Annotated in this window: 14 protein-coding genes; 6 read left to right on the top strand and 8 right to left on the bottom strand. The window is 43.7% G+C overall.

What is annotated here, in order from left to right:
• Window positions 1-247 precede the first annotated feature (247 nt).
• The gene (locus KIH41_RS01940) at window positions 248-1,807 is read left to right on the top strand and encodes a S8 family peptidase (protein WP_214161309.1); all 1,560 of its coding nucleotides are present in this window, start codon (window positions 248-250) and stop codon (window positions 1,805-1,807) included.
• A 138-nt stretch (window positions 1,808-1,945) separates the two neighbouring features.
• On the opposite strand, the gene KIH41_RS01935 is transcribed toward KIH41_RS01940, so the two are convergent.
• Both KIH41_RS01935 and KIH41_RS01930 read right to left on the bottom strand, forming a co-directional pair.
• On the bottom strand, window positions 1,946-2,167 hold the full coding sequence (locus KIH41_RS01935) for a hypothetical protein (protein ID WP_213945031.1): 222 nt from the start codon (window positions 2,165-2,167) through the stop codon (window positions 1,946-1,948).
• 92 nt (window positions 2,168-2,259) lie between these two features.
• A complete protein-coding gene (locus KIH41_RS01930; protein WP_394369781.1) occupies window positions 2,260-3,474 on the bottom strand; it encodes a dipeptidase in 1,215 nt (404 codons plus the stop codon).
• A gap of 361 nt (window positions 3,475-3,835) precedes the next feature.
• Between KIH41_RS01930 and KIH41_RS01925 the strand changes: the two genes are divergently transcribed.
• The 3 genes from KIH41_RS01925 (at window position 3,836) to KIH41_RS01915 (ending at window position 6,937) form a co-directional block, all read left to right on the top strand.
• Window positions 3,836-4,831: an acyl-ACP desaturase gene (locus tag KIH41_RS01925; RefSeq protein WP_213945033.1), complete on the top strand. Its 996-nt coding sequence runs from the start codon at window positions 3,836-3,838 to the stop codon at window positions 4,829-4,831.
• Between the two features lie 57 nt (window positions 4,832-4,888).
• A complete protein-coding gene (locus KIH41_RS01920) occupies window positions 4,889-5,746 on the top strand; it encodes a pirin family protein (protein WP_213945034.1) in 858 nt (285 codons plus the stop codon).
• Between the two features lie 276 nt (window positions 5,747-6,022).
• Window positions 6,023-6,937, top strand: coding sequence for a glutaminase (locus tag KIH41_RS01915; protein WP_214161308.1), 915 nt, complete (start codon window positions 6,023-6,025; stop codon window positions 6,935-6,937).
• Here the strand turns inward: KIH41_RS01915 and recQ are convergent.
• The 4 genes from recQ to rho all read right to left on the bottom strand — a co-directional run bounded on the left by recQ (window position 6,934) and on the right by rho (window position 15,244).
• The gene (gene recQ, locus KIH41_RS01910) at window positions 6,934-9,060 is read right to left on the bottom strand and encodes a DNA helicase RecQ (RefSeq protein ID WP_214161307.1); all 2,127 of its coding nucleotides are present in this window, start codon (window positions 9,058-9,060) and stop codon (window positions 6,934-6,936) included. The genes KIH41_RS01915 and recQ overlap by 4 nt on opposite strands.
• 82 nt (window positions 9,061-9,142) lie before the next feature.
• Window positions 9,143-11,329, bottom strand: a complete 2,187-nt coding sequence (locus tag KIH41_RS01905; RefSeq protein ID WP_214161306.1) for a glycine-rich domain-containing protein — start codon at window positions 11,327-11,329, stop codon at window positions 9,143-9,145.
• A 694-nt stretch (window positions 11,330-12,023) separates the two neighbouring features.
• Entirely contained in the window at window positions 12,024-13,124 is a 1,101-nt protein-coding gene (locus tag KIH41_RS01900; protein WP_214161305.1) for a hypothetical protein, read from the bottom strand.
• Between the two features lie 332 nt (window positions 13,125-13,456).
• Window positions 13,457-15,244 (bottom strand): transcription termination factor Rho, encoded by a 1,788-nt coding sequence (gene rho, locus KIH41_RS01895; RefSeq protein WP_214161304.1) that lies wholly within the window; start codon window positions 15,242-15,244, stop codon window positions 13,457-13,459.
• 361 nt (window positions 15,245-15,605) lie between these two features.
• Here rho and serS point away from each other — a divergent pair, with 361 nt between their 5' ends.
• Window positions 15,606-16,880: a serine--tRNA ligase gene (serS, locus tag KIH41_RS01890; protein WP_214161303.1), complete on the top strand. Its 1,275-nt coding sequence runs from the start codon at window positions 15,606-15,608 to the stop codon at window positions 16,878-16,880.
• Window positions 16,881-16,975: 95 nt separating this feature from the next.
• A complete protein-coding gene (locus KIH41_RS01885) occupies window positions 16,976-19,099 on the top strand; it encodes a prolyl oligopeptidase family serine peptidase (protein WP_214161302.1) in 2,124 nt (707 codons plus the stop codon).
• Window positions 19,100-19,242: 143 nt separating this feature from the next.
• Here KIH41_RS01885 and KIH41_RS01880 read toward each other — a convergent pair whose 3' ends face one another.
• Window positions 19,243-19,437, bottom strand: a complete 195-nt coding sequence (locus tag KIH41_RS01880; protein ID WP_213945042.1) for a hypothetical protein — start codon at window positions 19,435-19,437, stop codon at window positions 19,243-19,245.
• 60 nt (window positions 19,438-19,497) lie between these two features.
• Window positions 19,498-22,464, bottom strand: a complete 2,967-nt coding sequence (infB, locus tag KIH41_RS01875; RefSeq protein WP_214161301.1) for a translation initiation factor IF-2 — start codon at window positions 22,462-22,464, stop codon at window positions 19,498-19,500.
• Window positions 22,465-22,496 lie beyond the last annotated feature (32 nt).

Raw genomic sequence — 22,496 nt, 5'->3', positions numbered from 1 at the left:
GCATTAGACTACTTACACCCCCTAATCACCCCTTAAAACTCATTTTAATGACTAAGCGAAGAAATTTATGCATTATTTTTAGTCAAAATAGCAAAATTTAAAATTTAATAATTATTTTAGAAGCGTTTTAAATCTAATAGACAATTTGGTCTAGAGCTTTTTTGACCCAATCAAACCTATTTTAACTCTTTATTAAACAATTTAATTTTTACTCACACTTTTATTCCACACAAAAAGAGAATTTAAAATGAAAAATTTCAAAAACACCAAATTTTTACCTTTGGTCGCTCTACTCAGCTTTTTATTAGTTGGGTGCAATAGTGACTTAATGCAAGTTGACCCTGTTCAGGAATCCTTGATGGATGAAGAGGCATTAATGAGTCAATTTAATCTAAAAGAATTGACCGAAATGACCGACTTCGCTAATTTAAGAGAGGGAGATTTTACGGGAAGATACTTGATTATAGCAAGAAATTCAAATTTACCAAATAACTTAAACCAAAGAATTAAGGATGCTGGAGGGGAAATAGTAAAAACCTTTCCTGAAATTGGAGTGGCTGTTGCTGTTGGCCGATCAGAAGACTTCTTTTTGAAAGCAAACCGTATAAATGGCATAGAGTCGGTGACACCAGATATAATCTTGAAGTACACTGAAGAGCCGGAGATAAGTGATTTTGACATGGCTTTAGAAGGTTCCGGTTCAAGCATCAATTCTTCTGGAAATGCTTTTAACTATGCCGATGCTATATTTGATGGATTTCAATGGGCGCCTTCATCTATAGATGCTCCACAAGCATGGGATGCCGGAATTACCGGAGAAGGAGTAAGAGTGGCCGTAATTGATGGAGGCTTTCATTCCTCACATATAGATTTGGCGCCAAATTTAGACATGAACAGTTCTACTTCAACAGTACCAGGATTTCAGTTTAATCAGGATACAGGGACATTTTGGCATGGCACACACGTGGCAGGCATAGTTGCTGCTTCCGGTTTTGGTATTGTTGGCATTGCACCAAAGGCTACAATTATTGGAGTTAAATCACTTCATAGTGGATCTGGTGCATTTGAGTGGATTCTAGAAGGCATTCTTTATGCAGCTACTCCACTATCACAAGGTGGAGGAGGTGCACAAATTATCAATATGAGCTTAGGCGCATCTATTAACTATAGAGACAATTGGCAAGAACCTGGTTTTAGGGATTTCTTTCGGGAATTACAGAAAATCTACGATAGAGCTACCCGATACGCTAATCAAAACGGGGTAACAGTTATTGCCTCGGCTGGGAATGGTGCAACAAACCATGATGTTGCAAAGGAATTGTTTAAACTTCCTGCACAAAACCAATTTGTACTGTCCATTAGTTCAACTGGACCAAGAGGTTGGGTATTAGGTAGCACAAATTTTTCTGATCCTGCGTATTATTCAGATTTTGGTAAATCATTAGTAGATTTCGCTGCTCCGGGAGGCACAGCAGGTTTTGCCATTGTAGATGGCGACTTCTCCCCATGTACTTTGATCGGAACAACGCGTTCCTCTACGCAGACCTGCGCTGTCTTTGACCAAGTTTTTAGTACCATTAGAGGAAGCACTGATGGAAATTATGGTTGGGCTCAAGGCACATCTATGGCTTCCCCTGCTGCAGCTGGGGTTGTAGCGTTGATGATGGAGGCAAACGGAGGTCACATGACCCCAGCCCAGGTAAACGCAAGATTAAGGCAATCTTCCACTGACTTGGGAAAACCTGGCAATGATGAATTCTATGGCCATGGATTTGTAAATGCAGCGAAAGCAACTGGAGTAAACTAATCAAATTCAGATCTAACTCAAATAACAAAAAGCTTTTGATTTAAAACACACTCCTTGGGCTGTTTAAATGGTCTAAGAAAATTAAAGCCTTCGGTTAATCTAACCGAAGGCTTTTTATTTTTTTGAGCCACCTTATTGTCAACCCCGAATAATCAATTCATCCTCCTCAATGGGCAGGTCGATACCCGGCGGCAGGTCAAGTACTGGGTCGCCGTCTTCTCCTTCGTCCCCGTCATCACCTTTGTCATCATCATCCCCATAGCCTCCTTTGACTATCAGCATGACTATTCTCAGCACTATTACCAAACAAATGATAATAGCCACGAAATAGTCCGGATGTAAAAGGAAATACTCCCTCATGGCAACTGTATTTTACTGAAAAATAGCCAGTAGTAAAATACATAAATTATACCAAGAGGGAGTATTTCGGCAAAGGATTTTTTACAGATTTTTTAGCTTTTGGATGCGAAGTCCTCCACGGCTCTCCAAACCCTAAACACATTGGTGCTGCAGATTTTCTCGATGTCTTCTTTGCTATACCCTCTTTTCAACAATTCCGCGAAAAGGTTTGGATACATAGAGACATCTTTGAGCCCTGTGGGTAAAGAATCCCCCACTCCGTCAAAATCCGAACCCAGTCCAACATGGTTGATCCCCACCAAGGATACCACGTGGTCAATGTGGTCGGCTACTTTTTGCACATCCGGAAAAGGGTTGTGCTTGGCCGAGTATTCAGAGATGTACTTTTGGGCTTCGGGATCATTTCTGCTCAATTCATTTTCGGCCAACCAGTTCACAATATGCTCCCTCACTTCACCTGTCTTCTGCTGGTAATCCCCGTCTATGAAGCTTCCTCCAAAATTGATCATGATCACACCGTCATTTTCAGCCAGTTTTTTGATCATATCATCATCCATGTTTCTTTCAAACCCTGGGGTAAACTTTCTTGCAGAGGAATGGGAGGCAATTACGGGAACGCTTGTCAATTCCATGACATCATAAAAAGTATCATCCGAAACGTGCGAAATATCTACCATGATACCCACGCGGTTCATTTCTTTTACTACCTCTTTGCCAAATTCACTAAGACCACCATGCGTTTTGGTATCATCATAAGAGGAATCTCCAATTAAGTTGTCTTTTCCATGGGTGAGGGTCACATAGCGGATTCCTCTTTCGTGGAAATAGGCTACATTTTCAAGCTTGTCCTCTATAGGGGCTCCGTTTTCCATCCCCATAGGCAGGGAAATAAGTCCCTTCTCAAAATTAGACTCGATATCACTAGGGCTGTAGGCCATGGCATATTTGTCAGGCCAGGTGTCGGCTATCCTCTCGGTCATCAGAATCAGGGAATCAGCAAATGCTTTTGCCCCGCCCCTTTCCTGATAACTTGCCGGAATGTAAATCGACATAAAGGGAGCATCAAGTCCCCCTTCTTTGGCTCTTGGGTAGTCAAAATTCCCCCCATCGGTTCTTTCCGATACGTCCAACATTTCACGCTGCAGGGTAAACCCTCCCACCTTCATTCTGTAAGGCAAATCCACGTGCCCATCAACCATGATAAATTCCTGGGCCATGGAGCGGGCAGCCTCCAGCCTTTCCTCATCGCTCATGGATTGATAATCGGTATCCTGCTGCACATCTGACTGCTGGCAGGCAAACATCATGGGGAAGGCCAAAGCCATCCCGATATACTTCAATGCTTTCATAGTAATGGATTAGGTTAGATTTTAGTCTAAAAAGGAATGTAGCACAAACTTTCCATAACAGGAAACGATTATCTACAAACGGTCAAGTAGCCCCTAGAATGGTTGGGTTTGTTAAAAAATGTGGATAAATTAACAAAATCCAAGAGGAAACTGAAAAGATTAAACGGGTTTTCCATATTGAGCTTTACAGGATTATCCTTAACTTGCTGTTTATACGGGCCTAACCATGCCCAAAATAACTGAATCCTCCCGTTCTGCTAGTGTAATCCTACATTTGAAAGACTGGAAATTTTCTTTTAGAATAGGAATATAAAGTACCATGAAAGCAATAACAAACCACGAATTAGAAAAAAACATGGAGGTCATCAGCCAACTTGATGATCTTGTAGGCGAGACTGTCGACAGCGTGTTGGTAGATCCAGACGATTGCTGGCAGCCCACCGATTTCCTTCCTAACATGACCGAGCCTGATGCCCTCGACCAGGTGAAAGCCCTGCAGGAAAGAGCGGCCGGCATCCCTGACACGGTAATCACTTCCCTGATTGGCAACATGATCACCGAGGAGGCCCTTCCGAGTTACCAGACTTACTTCAACCTTTTGGAAGGCATCAATCCTGAGGGAAGCCTTTTAAGCGAAAGAGGCTGGGTAAGATGGTCCAAAGCCTGGACGGCTGAGGAAAACCGCCATGGCGACCTGCTCAACAAATACCTTTACCTTTCTGGCCGTGCAGACATGAAAGCGGTAGAGCAAACGATCCACAGACTAATCTATAACGGTTTTGATCCAAGATCTGAAAAAGATCCTTATCAGGCCATTATCTATACTTCTTTTCAGGAAAGAGCCACCAAGGTATCCCACGTGAATACCGGAAAACTAGCCACTAAGGCCGGTGATGATGTGCTTTCCAGGATTTGCAAAACCATTGCCGGTGATGAAGCCCGTCATGAGAAGGCCTATAAGTCTTTCATGAGCAGGATCTTTGAAATCGACCCCAATGGTGCGATGGTTGCCTTTGAGAAAATGATGAAAAAACAAATTGTGATGCCTGCAGTTCTTATGGGTGAAGGTGGAAACAATCCAACTCTTTTCAGTCAGTTTTCGGCCATCACCCAAAAAATCGGGGTGTATACCGGCTGGGATTACGCCAGAATAATCGATCACCTAGTGAAGCTGTGGGATGTAGAGAACGTAACCGGACTCAACGATGTAGCGGCTAAAGCCCAAGATTATTTATCCGGACTTTCTTCCAGATACATGAGGCTAGCAGATCGAATGAAAACCCCAGACGAAATCAGCCTAGCTTGGCTTAAATAAGAAACTGAAAAGCTTGAATAACCTTCAAGCTTTTTTTTATGCATATTTTATGAACCCATGAAAACGATCAAACAAATTCATCCCGGGGAATTTCGTCCTATTGCGGACTTAATCACTTACAGCCCCATGCCCACACAAAGGCTTCAATATTTGGATCCTTTCCTATTTTTAAATCACCACGGTCATCAGACCTACGCTAAGGGAAACAATGGCCTCCCATTTGGCCCCCACCCACATAGGGGTATGGAAACAGTCACCTTTATATTGGAAGGTGATATATCACATAAGGACTCCTCAGGACACGAATCGGTAATAGAGGCTGGGGGTGTACAATGGATGACCGCCGGAAAGGGGTTGATCCATGCGGAAGTCAGCAGCGATCAATTCAAAAAAGAAGGCGGCCCGCTGGAGATCCTTCAACTATGGGTCAACCTTCCCGCAAAACATAAAATGACTGCCCCAAAATACATCGGACTACAGAAAGAAGAAATAAACACTTTCACTTACCCTGAGGATGAAAAGGTCACCATCCAGCTAATAGCAGGAGAATGGAATGGGGAAAAGGGAGCGTTTGAAACTTTAAATCCCATTTTCTTGAGCACAATACATATGAATGAAGGGGGGAAATTTACTAAGGAAGTGCCTAGCAGTGAAAATATCTTTTTTTATGTAGTGAGGGGCACGGTTAATGTAAATGGAACTGAGGTGGGATTTAGGAATCTAGTGGAATTTGCCAATCAAGATGGTACCTTGGAAGTGAGCGCCAGTGAGGACGCCGTTATTATATTGGGACACGCCAAGCCTTTTATGGAACCCATAGTGGCGCAAGGGCCATTTGTAATGAATTCACAGCAGGAAATCATGCAGGCTTACCAAGATTACCAGCAAGGCAAATTTGGCCATTGGGTTGATTAAGAAAAAAGAAAAGGAGGTAGAAAAAGTTATCAAAAAATACCTCCTTTATAGTTTCTCAAAAATAGTAAAGCGGAAAAAGTTGCTTAATCACCCTACGTAAAGATAGAAGTGAACCAACTTTTTTGAAATACCCAATTAGGGGTATTTTTTGACTTTTTTTTGTTGACAAAGTACAATTTCGAATAGGTAAAATATTAAACCTTCTGAAAAGGAGGGAATTATCTATTTCATATAAGATATTAAGCATAATTTATTATATAGCAAGGCTAACTTTTTATGGATTATCAAGAATTAATAGATGAAGTTTACCACGAGGTATCAAAATTAAAACTGAAAGGTAAAGTGGCTGATTATATTCCCCAACTGGCTGATATAGACCCCGATTTATTTGGTATCGCATTGGTGGATTTAGAAGGGAATGTTTACGGCGCAGGGGATTATCGGAAGGAATTTTCTATCCAAAGTATTTCCAAAGTTCACACCCTTACCATGGTTTTCCATGTTTTCAAGAGCAAGCTCTGGCACCGCGTAAATGTGGAACCCAGCGGCAACCCATTCAACTCTGTGGCACAGCTGGAATATGAAAAAGGAATTCCCAGAAACCCATTCATCAATGCCGGGGCCCTGGTAATCACAGATGCTTTGGTTTCAAAATTTAAAGACCCTGAAAAGGACATCATCAAATTTATCAATGAAATTACTGGCCATAAGTCTGTAAAGGTCAACCCCATAGTCCACACATCGGAATTAGACCATTCTGACCGAAACATGGCCTTGGCCCACTTTCTACGCGCGCATAAAAATTTTAACAACGGCATAGACAGGGTTTTGGATGTATATACTTACCATTGTTCTCTTGAAATAAACTGTATCGACTTGGCCAGGTCGTTTAACTTTTTGGCCAATGATGGTCATTGCATTTTTGCTGACCGCAGCATCCTGACCAAAAGGCACACCCAAAGGGTAAATGCCCTGATGCTGACCTGTGGGTTTTATGATGAATCCGGGGAGTTTGCATTCAGAGTGGGTATGCCGGGAAAAAGTGGTGTAGGCGGAGGCGTGGCAGCCGTGATGCCAAACAAATTTAGTGTCGCAGCATTCAGCCCCCAGCTCAACGATAAGGGAAATAGCCTCAAAGCTATGAAAGCCCTGGAATCGCTAACTACAAAACTAAAATTCTCCCTTTTCTAATTCTCATGGGCCAGGGCGAGCTTGATTTGACAATAGCTGAACCTGTCCCCAAAATGTTCTTTGACAGGCTTGAGGCGCTTTTCCTCAAGCCTTCTATAAAATACCCGAATGCTTGTGATGTCATCCTTTGAGACAAACTTTTCAGCATCCACTTTACCGTTTTTCACCAAATTTACCAAGTGACTTTCAATAGTATTGACTTTCATCTCGCGTTTATCGGCGATTTGATAGGTATTCATACCTTCCTGCAAGTATTTGTAGGTCAACCATTCTGTATCCGACACACCCGTACTTACTGCTTTTTTGACAGCACTCTTGCTAGTTGTCAGCTTCATCCTGACTTTTAACTTATGGGTTTTGATAAACCGTTTTATGACTTCCAAAAAGTCGGTCCCATAACGGTCAGCCTTTACCTCACCAACACCAGTCATATCCAAAAGTCTTTCCTTGGTATTGGGGCAATAGGTAGCCATATCAACTAGCGTGGTATCAGAAAACACAATATGCGGAGGCACATTTTCCTTTCTGGCTAATTCGAACCTCACCTCTTTTAAGGCTTCAAACAACTCCTTATTATATGCAACTTCTCTGGAAACCTTGACAGGCGCCTCCATTGGCAAGAATATTTTCTCTTTCTTTTTGAGTTTGTCCCAAGCCATGGTGGTTAATTTAAGAGTCGGGAACTGGCTTCCGGCCTCGGCTATATAGCCCTCCTTCATCAACTTTTCCCCCAGAGTTTTCCAATAATCTTCTGTCTGGTCCTTGCCAATCCCATACACAGACAATTTGGCATGCTCCTCTCTTATTTTAGCAGACTTTGACCCTCTCAAAATAAGAATGGTGTACCCAAGCCCAAAAGACTCCTGCAACCTTACTATGGCGGACAACAGCATCTGTGAAGGCACAGTCATGTCCCGAGCATTCCCCTGGCTAAAACAAATGTCACAATTGCCACAATTATCGGTAAAATCCTCCCCGAAATAATTCATCAAATACTTCCTACGACAAGTTCTGCTCATTCCAAAATTTCTCATTTTGGCAAGTTTCCCTTTCATGATAGCCACATAGTCGGGATTGTCGGCTTTCTCGAGCATGCGCTCAAGTGTAATGGAATCAGCCACGCTGAAGAAAAGTAAAGCCTCACTGGGCAACCCATCCCTTCCTGCTCTACCGGTTTCTTGATAGTAGCCTTCAATGTTTTGGGGCAGGTTCATGTGAACTACAAACCTCACATTGGACTTATCTATCCCCATCCCGAAAGCGATGGTAGCCACCATGATCTTGGTTTCATCCTTGATAAACTGTTCCTGGTTCTTCTCCCGGACTTCTCTGGGCAATCCTGCGTGATAGGGCAAAGCAGAAAGCCCAACCATCTGGAGTTTTTCGGCGGTCTCCTCCACATTCTTTCTGGAAAGGCAGTAAATGATCCCACTATTCCCCTGCTGTTCTTCCAGGAACTCTAGCAACCTTTCGAAAGAATTCCGCTTGGGCTCCACTCTATAGGTGATGTTGGATCTGTCAAAAGAAGAGATAAACCATTGGGGATCCTTCAGGCCTAGGTTAAGCGCAATATCCTTGCGGGTAAGTTTATCCGCTGTGGCAGTGAGGGCTATGAATGGGATGTTAGGCAGAAGCTTCCTGAGTTCACCTATCTTGAGATATTCTGGACGGAAATCATGCCCCCATTGGGACACGCAGTGGGACTCATCGACAGCCACCAAGGAAAGTTTGCTGTTTTGCAAAAAATCCGACAAGGGTGAAGATGGGGAAAATAGTCTTTCCGGCGCTACATACACCAGCTTGATCTTTCCTTGTTTCACTTCCTGAAGAATGTATCGCTGCTCACTTTGGCTTTGGGTACTGTTCAAAAAAGCCGCGGGGATACCATTGGCGTTAAGCGCATCCACTTGATCTTTCATCAAAGCAATCAAAGGACTTATCACAAGGGTAAACCCTTCCAAAACCATCGCCGGCACTTGGTAGCAGACTGACTTCCCTCCACCGGTAGGCATGAGGACAATGGTGTCCTTCTTGTCCATCACCGATTTGATAATGGCTTCCTGGTTGCCACGGAATTGATTATAGCCAAAAAAGCCTTTAAGTACTTCAATAGGAGAGTTCATAGAAAAACAGACAGGTGCTTGAATTACAAATCTACAAAAATCAAATTGACTGAGGGAAATACAATCTAAAAAGTAAGGGCCATCATCTTTTAACGATCTTGATCCTTTCTACTTTGTCTCCCCAGTGCACTTCAAGAATCCATAGCCCCGGGGTAATGGCCCCAATCAACTCTGAGGCCCCGAACCTGAGTTCATTGAGGTCCTTAAACGCCAACTGCCCCGAGCTGGTGGTGGATGAAAAAATACGGCATAAAATCTCCTCGCCACGGTACTGCTGGGCGTCCAACAGTTCCAGCTGAAATTCCGTCCCAGTGGCGGGATTGGGATACGCCCGCCACACCCCTTGGGTGAACGTGGCTGATGGCACCCGGATTGAAATGATGTCGCTATAGTCAAACGACCCATTAAAATCCACCTGCTTCAATCTATATAACAAGTTCCCACCCTTCAACGGAAGCCTGTCGTCCACGAATTCATAATTGCTCAGGGATTCCGACCACCCTGTACCCTGCACATTGCCAATAACCTCAAACCCACTAGCGCCATCAATGGACCTTTCAATTTCAAAATGGCTATTTTCCCATTCTTTGGTGGTGGACCAGTAAATTTTATTTTCTCTTATATTATTATTGAATGTAACATTAATATTTTGCCATTCAATTGGGGTAATGCTTATCAATTGGAACTTGACAATGACAATTCCAGATCGACCATCCCCGCCTTGAAGGCTACCTGCTCCACCGCCTGAACCTGGTGTTTGACCAGCACCACCTTCTCCAACATTCCTAGCAACACCGCCAACCCCGCTACCCCCAACACCTTGAGAACTTAAATATAAATCCCCTAATGTTGCCGTAGCACCTCCTCCAGCAGAATATATATTCCGTATGCCTGAAAAGTCAGACTCTACGCCAGCCCCACCATTTCCTCCCGATACAAATTCAGCATCCAATGCACCACTAATACCTGCCGAGCCGGCTCCTCCACCACCCCCACCAGAGCCATCTAGACCATTAATTATACCTATTCCCCCATTATTTCCATCGCCATTGCCAAAACTACCATTTCCACTCGCTCCACCACCTGCTGCACCATTTCCAGTCCCCGCACTACCATCTGATTCATTTGTGGAACCCCCACCACCTCCACCACCAGAAATAACTGCAAAAGATCCATTCAAATCAAAACTTGATTGACCACCGTCGCCACCTCTATTGTTTAAATCACCTGAGCCAACCCCTCCATCACCCACTACTATAGGGATCCTAACATCAAAGCCAAACCCCTGACCATTATTAATGTTTGTAAAGGTCAATTCAATATGCCCCCCACCGCCGCCGCCGCCGGCCATTTCACCTCTACCGCCGCCACCGCCACCACCAACTACCATTACTTCAAACTCAGTAAGTCCAACAGGAGGAATCCATTCACAAACCCCGGTTAAAAACTCTATTATGGCCTCCCCAGTTAGAGCTCCATCATCGATTAATGTGGCACAATCTGGCCAATTGGGATCAGCATCAGGACAGGAGTATGAAATTTTCACATATCCGTTGCCGCCCTTACCTCCGACAGCGATATTTTGAGCAGGATTATCTGTTTGCCTTCTTCCACCACTACCGCCACCACCTCTAATTCCATCTGAACTTCCTTGCCCTTGACTACTCCCATCACCACCTTTGCCCCCACCTTCTACTTCACCTCCAGTTGGCCCCTGGCCAGCAACACCATTTTGGAAAGTACCACCGGATGAACCACCTCCGCCCGAAACAGGGGATATAGTGTTTCCCGGTGGCCGAGTAGTAGTGGTTTGATTGCCTCCATTTCCACCGTTGTACCTAATCTCTCCTATCCCCAAGGCAGCTTGTCCACCCTGTGCTCCTGTTGGAGAATTTAGACCTACGGAGCTTCCACCTCTAGCAAGTACAAAAGGGTTATTTACATTTGTTGATAATGAAACCCAAGAGGCTTCCCCTGGATTAACGCTTTCACTGCCTTCCCCCACAAAAACACTAAGAGTTTGTCCTGGGATCACTACAAGCGTTTGCCTAGAGTAGGCACCGCCACCGCCCCCACCACCTCCACCAGTAATGGACATATCAGCCCCTTTTCCACCAGCACCCCAAACTTCAACTGTGACTGATGTAACCCCAAATGGAACATTGAAGGAAAAATTCCCTGAAATAGGATATTCCCTGAAGCACTGGCCTTGGGCAAAGCCAGCGGTAAGTATAAAATAAAAGAAAATTGACTTAAAAAAGACTTTCATAATGCAAGCATTTACTCCTAAAAATCGGAAAGTAATAGACACTCACTCGCAGAATAGCTAACTTCTTAAAAAAAGAAATTGAGACAAAAATAATTTTGCTTATACAAATATATGGAATAAATTAATTTGAATCACTCCTCATCTTAGAATTAATTACAGATTACCCTAGAAATACCAAAACCATGTAGTTTTATAAAAATAAAAGGCTGACTTTATAAGCCAACCTTGATAAAGAAATGTTTTTTTAAGAAAAAGGGATAAAAAAATGAGTATCAAAAAGCCAGGCCCCTTCATTTCTTCTCATCGCTAAAAGTAAATTTAAAAAATCTATAAATGCATTTAGACACCGTTTATTTGCATTACAGAAGTAAATTTACAGAAAAATTTTAATCCCGCAATATCCCCACTCCCTTTTTTATCACTATTTAATGATTTATTTATCCACACAGTTATTCACATATCTCAAAGTGGACAATAAGCAGATTTTGATAGCACAACCATGATTTATCAGCCATCTGAAAAGCAAAAATTCCCGGCAGGTTGAACCCACCGGGAATTTTAATTCCATATTCTTGGTCTGATACTAGATTAGCCAACTTCTTCGGTCTTCGGTCTTCGGTCTTCCTTCACTAAAAGCAAATGGAAATTGGCTACCGATCTCCCTATGGATAATAATTATATTCCGTAATATTTTTTAATCTTTGATAACCTTCAGGTATTCTATCTGCTGATTGGACTGAAGCTCTACCACGAAAACCCCTTTTGGGATTCTGGGCAGGAGCTTTTGTACGTGACTGTTAAGCTCTACCTCGCTTTTGGCCGTGAAGGTAGCCACCGGGATCTGGGAAGTCATCACTTTTACCTGAATATCCGACCGCAGGCTTTCCGTAGCCAGACGGACGATATTGAATTTATTCCCCCTAATGGGATTGGGATAGGCGCGCCACTCACCCTTGGTCACCTGTACCCCTGGTACATTCACCATCATGGTCTGGCTATAATCAAAAGTCCCTTCAAAATCAACCTGCTTAATTCTATAATAAACTCTACCCCCACGCAGGGGCAGATCCTCATCACAAAAACTATACACCGTCAAATCATCCGACCAGCCCATGCCTTCCACACGCCCTATCTTCTTATAATCCTTCACTCCATCTATGGACCGCTCAATTTCAAAATGGCTGTTTTCCCATTCTTTGAGGGTCGACCAGTTCACTGTGTTGGAACGGGAAAAAGGCGCGTATTTGGCGGATACTTGATGCCATTCGACTGGGAGGACATTAATATTTAATAAAGAACAAATATTTTTGGTGCCACTTGACCAAGAAATATTTCCCGACTCTCCTTCTGTAGGGGCTGTATCATCATCATTTGGGTCAGAACAATAGCCATCACCTGTCCAACCATCAATTACAAGTCCCCCATTTTTTATGTCAATTTCTGCAATATCAAACTTAAGCTTTGCATTGTCTCCCATTAAGTTGATTTTCACACCATCAAAAGTAAAAGTTTCACGGTTTTTATCACCATCAAAAATTAATTCCGCATTATCTTCAACACAAATTTCAACATTTTTCAAACCTGAAATATACCCAAACTCTAAAGACGAACCACTTTTTATAGTAATACACCCATTTTGAATATCAAAGGCCATATGGTTTCCACCATTTTTCTCAAGTTCTAATTTTGTATTATTATCTAGAATTATTCCACCTAGTCTCAATGTTTCATTTCCAGCTGGAACATCCCAGGTAAAAGTCCCCCCTCTATCAAAAACTACAGTTTGATAAGCCAAGCTATCATACTTTTTAGTCCAAAAATCTTGTATTTTAGTAGTCTTATCATTATTTGGTATATAATTAACTACTCTAGGCCCATTGTTACGGTATTTATTTAAAATAGCCCCCTCACAACTCTGGCATTCTTGTGAATATGCAGAATAAGACGTAAATAAGAAAAAACAAAATAACTTATACATAAAACTTACGGAGATAAAATCAATACAAATATATGCTTTTCACAGCATAAAAAAAGAACTTTAAAAAAATACATTAATATTGGATTAAATTTAACAAAAAAGCACCCCAATCCTGAGGTGCTTTAAATATTATTTATTTTAGGTAATTCTTACCCGTTCATACTGATCAAAAACTCCGTATTGTCACGTGTGCCTCGCATTCTCTGAAGCAGGAACTCCATGGCTTCTTGTGAGGTCATGTCGGACATGAGCTTTCTCAGGATCCAGATACGCTGCATTTCTTCCTTGTCCATAAGGAGATCCTCGCGACGAGTACCAGAACCCGGTACATCGATAGCTGGATAGATACGACGGTTGGAAAGTTTTCTGTCAAGGGAAAGCTCCATGTTACCGGTTCCTTTGAATTCCTCGAAGATCACCTCATCCATTTTGGAACCAGTTTCCACCAAAGCAGTTGCGATGATGGTCAATGAACCGCCATTCTCCACGTTTCTTGCCGCACCGAAGAATCTCTTTGGCTTGTGAAGCGCGTTGGCATCCACACCTCCGGAAAGGATCTTTCCTGAGGAAGGCACTACCGTGTTATATGCTCTGGCAAGTCTGGTAATGGAATCCAAAAGGATCACCACATCATGACCACATTCCACCATTCTTTTCGCTTTTTCCAAAACCATGGAAGCTACCTTCACATGACGCTCGGCCTGCTCATCAAAAGTTGAGGATATCACCTCAGCCTTTACAGATCTAGCCATATCTGTTACCTCTTCAGGACGCTCATCGATCAAAAGGATCATTAAGTGAACTTCAGGATGGTTTTCAGCGATGGCGTTGGCAATTTTTTGAAGCAATACCGTCTTACCTGTTTTGGGCTGCGCCACGATCATCCCCCTCTGGCCTTTACCGATAGGGGCAAAAAGATCCAAAATACGGGTAGAATAGTTGTCCGGTTTAGTAGTAAGATTTAACCTTTCCTCAGGAAACAATGGAGTAAGGTATTCGAAAGGAATTCTATCCCTGATCTCCTCAGTAGTCTTACCGTTTACGGTTCCTACCTTCAACAGGGCAAAATACTTTTCCCCTTCTTTTGGAGGACGGATCTGGCCTTTGATATTATCACCCGTTTTCAGACCGAAAAGTTTGATCTGGGAAGGGGATACATAGATATCATCCGGTGAGGCCAAATAATTATAATCCAATGATCTCAAGAAACCGTATCCGTCGGACATGATTTCAAGCACACCTTCATTTTCTATAATGCCATCAAAATCCTTAATGCTAATGTTTGATTTCTTTCTGGAAGACTCATTAGGTTGCGATTGGGGCTGTGAATCCTCATCTCGCTGCTGTCTTCTACGCGGCTGCTCCTGATCTTGAGACTTTTCGGATGCAGTGCTGCTGGAAACGGCTTCTTCGACCACGGCTCTTCTTCTCGGCCTAAAGCTCCTTCCGGACTCTTCCTGCTTGCCTTCAGAAGATCTCTTATCCTCCTGCTTTGGCTGAGGCTTGGGCGGCGCTTCTTTCTTTTGCTCTTTTTGCGGCTCTTCCTTTCGGGTTGGCGCTGCCTTTTGGGGCGCTTCCTGCTTTATGGCCTCTTTTGGAGCTTCTTTTTCTTTTTTGGGCTCCTCTTTTTTGGCTTCAGGCTTTGGTTCCTTATCATCCTTTTCAAGTTCAGTCACGTTCTGGCGTCTGAATTTTGGTTTGGAAGGCTGTTCTTGAGGTGTGTCTGCTGATTCTTCCGGGGAGGAAGGTGTTTCAATTTCTGCTTTGGAGGGCTTTTTCTTGGGGAGGGCTTTTTCCGGAGTGATGGCCTGCTGGTCCAAAATGGCATAAACAAGCTCGTCTTTCTTAAGGGATTTAAAGTTTTTGACCCCCAGCTCCTCAGCTATCTCTTTCAGTTCAGACAGCAATCTGATTTTTAATTCTTCTATGTTATACATAAAAAGCGTATGATATTACTCGAATTGAATAAATGAAGTAAGTATTGTGACTAATTGTGATTGGAATAAAAAGGTCTTCAGGATAATGTAAAATCACCGGGACCGGGATTTTTGATACTGTGACTTTGCAATATTACATCATCAGAATTTAATTAGCAAATTTTTCTTCTGCAAGCAACTGAATCTTAGCAATAAATTCACACGTTGCTCGAAAACAAGTAAAAATCTTCTCATTCCGATCCTTTGACACACTGCCATGTGAGGCCTATGTGTCCCGCTTTTATAAGCAAAAGCTCTGCCTAACTGGTGTCAAATTTGCTATCTTTGCACTTTATCTCATTTTTATAATACATAATCATCCATGTTACAGGTAAACAGCATTAAAGAAAATTACCAAACCGTTTTGGCAGGCCTGGAGAAAAGGAACTTCCCGGAAGCAGACAGCACCCTTCAAATGGTTTTGGACATAGATCAAAAACGTCGCGAAACGCAAACCGAAAGAGACCAATTGCAGGCTGAATCCAACAGCATATCCAAGCAGATCGGAATGCTGATGAAAGAGGGCAAAAAAGATGAAGCCGAAAAGGTCAAGTCCCGAACTGCCGAAATCAAGAGCTTGATCAAGGACCTTGAAAACCGCTACGACGAATTTGAGCAGGAATTAACCCAACTTTTATATACCATTCCAAATATCCCGCACGAAAGCGTCCCTGCAGGCAAGAGTGCTGAAGACAACGAGATTGTATTGGAAAACGGACAGATCCCGTCCCTGGCTGAGGACAAAATGCCACACTGGGATTTGATCAAAAAATATAACATTATAGACTTCGACCTGGGAGCAAAAATCTCCGGTGCGGGCTTTCCTGTTTATAAAGGTAAAGGCGCCAGACTTCAGCGCGCACTCATCAACTTTTTCCTTGATGAGGCCACCGCTCAGGGCTACAACGAAGTGCAGCCACCTATTGTGGTAAACGAGGCCTCTGGGTATGCAACTGGCCAGCTTCCTGACAAAGAAGGTCAGATGTATGAGATTGCGGCTGACGGCCTTTTTTTGATCCCTACTGCCGAGGTACCTATCACCAATTTGTACCGGGATGTGATTGTCTCAGAAAATGATTTCCCAATCAAAAATGTAGGCTTTACGCCTTGTTTCAGAAGGGAAGCGGGCAGCTGGGGAGCGCATGTGAGAGGTTTGAACAGGCTGCATCAATTTGACAAGGTTGAAATCGTGCAAATTACCCATCCGGAAAAATCCTACGAGGCTTTGGAGGACATGAGCAATTATGTACAGAGCTTATTGCAAAAGCTTGAGCTCCCCTACCGTGTACTGAGACTTTGCGGAGGCGATATGGGCTTCACTTCAGCTTTGACGTATGATATGGAGGTATATTCCGCCGCTCAGGAAAGATGGCTTGAGGTAAGCTCTGTCAGCAACTTTGAAACCTACCAGTCGAACAGGTTGAAGCTGAGATTTAAAGGTGAGGACAAAAAGACTACTTTGGCCCACACCCTTAACGGGAGCGCCTTGGCTTTGCCTAGGATTGTGGCTTCCATCTTGGAAAACAACCAGACAGAAAATGGCATCAGGATGCCGAAGGTATTGGTTCCTTATTTGGGATTTGATATGATAGATTAAATCAAAAGCCGGCCATTATGGACCGGCTTTTTTTATTCAGATGCTTTTTTGATCCTTCTTTATTATATTTCAAGTATAAAAACCCAAATTCAACTATGGATAAAAAGAAACTAATCGCCCTAGGCCTTGCCTTGGGCCTTTTCACAGGTGCACAGGCACAGATGCAAATGGATTTGAATTACCCCAACACGACCAAGGGTGAGCAAATAGACACCTATTGGGGAGAGCAGCTGGCAGACCCCTACCGCTGGCTGGAGGATGATCACGCGGAGGAAACCAAAGCTTGGGTAGAATCCCAAAACAAGGTCACTTTTGATTACTTGAAAAAAATCCCGTTCCGCTCCCAGATCCGGGAAAAACTTGAGGATGTCTGGAATTACGAAAAAGTAGGCGCTCCATTTGAATATGGGGATTATACGTATTTTTATAAAAACGATGGCTTGCAAAACCAGTCTGTTCTTTACCGCAAAAAAGGCGAAGATGGCCAGGAAGAAGTATTCTTGGATCCCAACCAACTTTCGGAAGACGGCACCACTTCCTTGGCCTCAGCCAATTTCACAAAGGACGGAAGCCTATTTGCCTATGCCGTGTCGGTAGCCGGATCCGACTGGAGAGACATCTATATAATGGATGCCAATGAGAAAACTTTGCTAGATGATAAAATAGAAGATGCCAAGTTTACCGGAATAGCCTGGAAAGGCAATGAAGGCTTCTACTACAGCACCTACGAAAAGCTGGGGGGCAGCAAACTTTCTGCCCTTACCAATAACCACAAACTTTATTATCACAAGCTGGGGACAAGCCAAGAGGATGATGTGCTGGTCTTTGGTGATGACGAAAGCCCTAGAAGATATGTAGGCGCAAGAGTGACGGAAGACCAAAACTTCCTGATCATAACAGCCGCAAACAGCACAACGGGCAACGAATTGTATGTGCAGGATTTACGGAAAAATGACAGCGAAATTCAGCCTATCGTTTCCGACATGGAAAATACCCATTCGGTGCTTACTTCCAAAGGCGACGAATTGCTGATCTTCACTGATATGGACGCGCCAAACAACAAGGTAGTACAAACCTCGATTGATCAGCTTTCCCCAGAGAATTGGACAATAGTTATTCCTGAAACAGAAAACGTATTGAGGGCAAGCACTGCCGGAAAAAACATATTTGCATCCTACCTGAAAGATGCCATTACCCATGTAAAGCAGTTTGACCTGGAAGGAAATGAAATCAGGACGGTGGATTTGCCAGGCATTGGTTCAGCAGGTGGTTTCTCAGCCAAGGAGGATGATGAGCACCTTTATTACAGCTTCACCTCTTACATTACACCAGGCACAATATATAAATATGAGATCGAATCTGGCGAAAGCGAACTTCACATCAAACCAGACGTCAAATTTAACGCTGAAGATTATGAAAGCAAGCAAGTTTTCTTCACCAGCAAAGACGGAACAAAGGTACCAATGATCATCACCCACAAAAAAGGCCTTGAACTTGACGGCAGCAACCCAACCTTATTATACGCTTACGGTGGATTTGGCGTTAGCTTGACACCATCCTTTAGCGTAGCCAATACGGTATGGCTGGAAAAAGGAGGTGTTTATGCGGTTCCTAACCTTCGTGGGGGTGGAGAATACGGCAAGAAATGGCATGAAGCAGGTACCAAGATGCAAAAGCAAAATGTGTTTGACGATTTCATTGCAGCGGCCGAATACCTCATTTCTGAAAACTATACTTCCTCGGAAAAGCTGGCAATCAGCGGCGGAAGTAATGGAGGATTATTAGTTGGGGCTACGATGACGCAAAGACCAGAATTGGCGAAAGTAGCTTTCCCCGCTGTGGGAGTTCTAGATATGTTGAGGTATCACCAGTTTACTGCTGGAGCAGGTTGGGCATACGATTACGGAACGGCTGACGACAGCAAGGAGATGTATGAATACTTGAAAAACTACAGCCCACTTCACAGCTTAGAGGATGATACGGAATACCCAGCCACTATGGTCACAACAGCAGACCATGATGACAGGGTAGTGCCAGCCCATTCGTTTAAATTTGCCGCAAGGCTTCAGGAAGCCCACACGGGCAGCAACCCGGTCTTGATCAGAATCGAAACCAATGCGGGACACGGTGCAGGAAAGCCGACCAGCATGATCATCGATGAGGTAACAGACAAGTTTGCCTTTGCCTGGTACAACATGGGTGTCAATCCATTCGAGTAACTCTTAAAAGCCGGCAACCTCAGCCGGCTTTTTTCTTTTTAACTTAGAACTTTTCCCCCTAAACAACCTTCAAGCCCCACCTTGAAATCCTTTAAATTTGATCAAAAATAAGAATACCATACATACTACCTCCCCATATCCCATTAAGCCAAAAGCTGTAACATGGTTTTACAAAGAAACAAGATCACAGCAGCACTTCCATATATCCAGATCACCTTTAACCTATTACTCCTATCCAAAAACCAAAGAGCATACACCGGCTTTACAAAGCCTGCCGCCAGGTTAATTAAGGAAAAGTAGAAGAGGATTTTGACCAATATGATTAACGCTTCGATCATGTGCAAAAATAAAAAAAGGCGGTTTAAATAAAACCGCCTTTTAAATCTATATGAAATTAATTATTTCTTACGTTTGATTTCTCTCATTTCGTATCCCTCGATGATATCGTCAAGTTTGATATCATTGTAGTTTTTGATCGAGATACCGCACTCATATCCAGCTTTCACTTCAGCTACATCGTCCTTGAATCGCTTCAACTGATCGATTTCTCCATCATGGACAACAATACCTTCGCGAATTACTCGAATCTTGTTCTTTCTGGTCACAAAACCGTCAGTCACATAACATCCGGCAACTGTACCGATTTTAGAGATCTTGAAGACTTCTCTCACCTGGATATTACCCGTGATTACCTCTTCAAATGTAGGCTCTAGCATACCCTCGATAGCATCTTTGATCTGGTTGATCGCATCATAGATGATGGAGTAGTGACGGATTTCAATTTCCTCCTGCTCGGCCAATTTCTTGGCGTTGGTAGAAGGTCTAACTTGGAATCCTAGGATGATGGCGTCTGAAGCAGAAGCCAACAAGACGTCAGATTCTGAAATCTGACCCACACCCTTATGGATGATGTTCACACTTACCTCATCTTTAGATAGCTTCAGCAAGGAATCAGATAACGCTTCCACAGACCCATCCACATCACCTTTGATGATGATGTTAAGCTCCTTAAAGCTACCGATAGCAAGACGCCTTCCAATCTCATCAAGGGTAATATGCTTCTTGGTACGCATGCTTTGCTCACGGTTGATCTGGCCTCTTTGGTTGGCGATTTCTCGGGCTTCACGTTCTGTGCCGTAAACCTTGAGGATATCACCGGCTTGAGGTGCACCGCTAAGACCAAGCACCTGAACTGGTGTGGACGGTCCTGCTTCTTTCACCTTCTTACCTGTATGGTCAAACATGGCTTTTACCCTACCGTAATGCTCACCGGCCAACATGATGTCACCGATTTTCAACGTTCCGGCCTGAACCATCACCGTAGAAACATAACCTTTACCTTTATCAAGGGAAGCTTCCACTACAGTACCAACCGCGTTTTTATGGGCATTGGCTTTAAGTTCAAGGATTTCCGCTTCAAGAAGCACTTTTTCAAGTAGGTCGTCAACACCTTGCCCTGTTTTAGCAGAAATTTCCTGGGACTGGTATTTACCACCCCAATCTTCTACCAATAGGTTCATATTTGCCAATTGCTCCTTGATTTTCTCAGGGTTTGCATTTGGCTTATCTATTTTATTTATTGCAAAGATCATCGGCACCCCAGCTACTTGGGCGTGATTGATAGCTTCCTTGGTTTGAGGCATGATGTCGTCATCAGCTGCAATCACGATAATGGCCACATCGGTGATTTTGGCACCCCTAGCCCTCATCGCCGTAAAGGCTTCGTGACCCGGTGTATCCAAGAATGCGATCTTGTTACCATTGTCTGTCATTACATCGTAAGCTCCGATGTGCTGGGTGATACCACCTGCTTCACCTGAGGTTACTTTTGCACTACGGATGTAATCAAGAAGGGAAGTCTTACCGTGATCGACGTGACCCATGATAGTCACAATAGGAGCTCTTTCCTCCAGATCTTCCGGTGCGTCTTCTACCACTTCCACATCCTCATCTTCATCAGCTTTGGAGAATTCAACTTCGTAGTTAAACTCATCCGCAATGATGGTGATGGCTTCCGCGTCAAGTCTTTGGTTGATGGAAACAAACATACCAAGGGACATACAAACCGAAATGATCTCATTTACGGATACGTCCAAAAGGCTGGCAAGGTCGTTTGCAGAGATAAACTCGGTAACCTTAAGTACTCTTGTTTCCTCCACCCCTTCAACTTGCTCTCTGCTTCTTTCAGAACGCTTGTCTCTACGGCTGCTTTTCTTTCCGCCTTTGCCACCGCCTTGAAGACGGGCAAGGGTTTGTTTGATTTGGTCTTGGATTTCCTTTTGCGTAGGCTCGGCTTTTTGGAAACGGCCTGCGCCTTGTCCTTTAGCCCCAGGTTTACCTCTTCCAGCTTGCCCCGGTCTGGCGCCACGGCCTTGCTGGCCTGCTCCTCTCGGTCCGCCTTGACCTTGTCCTGGTCCGCCCGGTCTTTGCTGACCGCCGCCTTCTCCAGGTTTTTTATCGATTCTCTTGCGAGGTCTTTTCTTTTTATCTTTCCCTTTTTCATCTGAAGACGCCACAGGCTTGGCCTTTTTCTTGGATCTATCAGCAGGAAGTTCAATTTTACCCAAAACAGTAAGGCCCTTGAGCGCGTCAGCTTTAGCGGAAATTACCTGTCCAGGTTTATCCTCCGCTTTTTCGGCAGGCTTTTCAGTCTGCTCTTTGGCAGTTGGTTTTTGCTCTACTGGCTTGGCAGGCTTTGGTGCGTCTTTCTCCTTAGATGCGTCTGGAGCTGTCGGCTTACTTTTGGTAGGTTCAGTTTTAGCAGGTTCAGAAGTCTGAGGCTTCACAGCCTTAGGTTGAGGAGTTGGCTTTTCCTCTTTTGGTTGTTCTTTTTTCTCAGGCTGAGGCTTCTCCTCTTTCTTGGGAGGTGCAGCTTCAGGTGTTGCCGGCTTTTTGGCCTCCGGCTTAGGTTGCTCAGGCTTTTCTTTTTTCTCGGCCGGCTTTTTGTCCAAGTCGATTTTGCCCAAAACTTTGATTCCAGGAAGCTTGTCGGCTGATGCCTGCACTTTGTCAGACTCCGGCTTCGGCTCTTCCTTCTTCTCTACTTTCTTTTCCTCTGGTTTGGGAGCTGGTTTGGTAGGAGGCTCCGGTTTTTTCTCCTTCTCAGGCTCAGACTCAGATTCAGCTTTGATGGTAAACGTCTCATTATGACGTTTGCCAATGGAAAGGTGGGATGCCTCCTCCTTTTCCTTTGCAGAGGACTTAAATTCCTTAGCCAACATGTTGAATTGCTCAACACTTATCTTGGAATTAGGGTTGCTCTCTACATCAAAGCCTTTCTTAGCCATAGAATCTACAATCGTAGAAATCCCTACGTTGAGTTTTCTGGCTACCTGGCCCAATCGCATCATTTTTTCTTCTGACATACGCTAAAACCTTGCTATTTTATTTTTGTGTA

Origin of the sequence: Litoribacter ruber, from assembly GCF_018500185.1 — a bacterium.
Taxonomy (GTDB): Bacteria; Bacteroidota; Bacteroidia; order Cytophagales; family Cyclobacteriaceae; genus Litoribacter; species Litoribacter ruber.
Note: the sequence above shows the minus strand (reverse complement) of the source record. Positions and strands in the feature narration are given on the sequence as shown.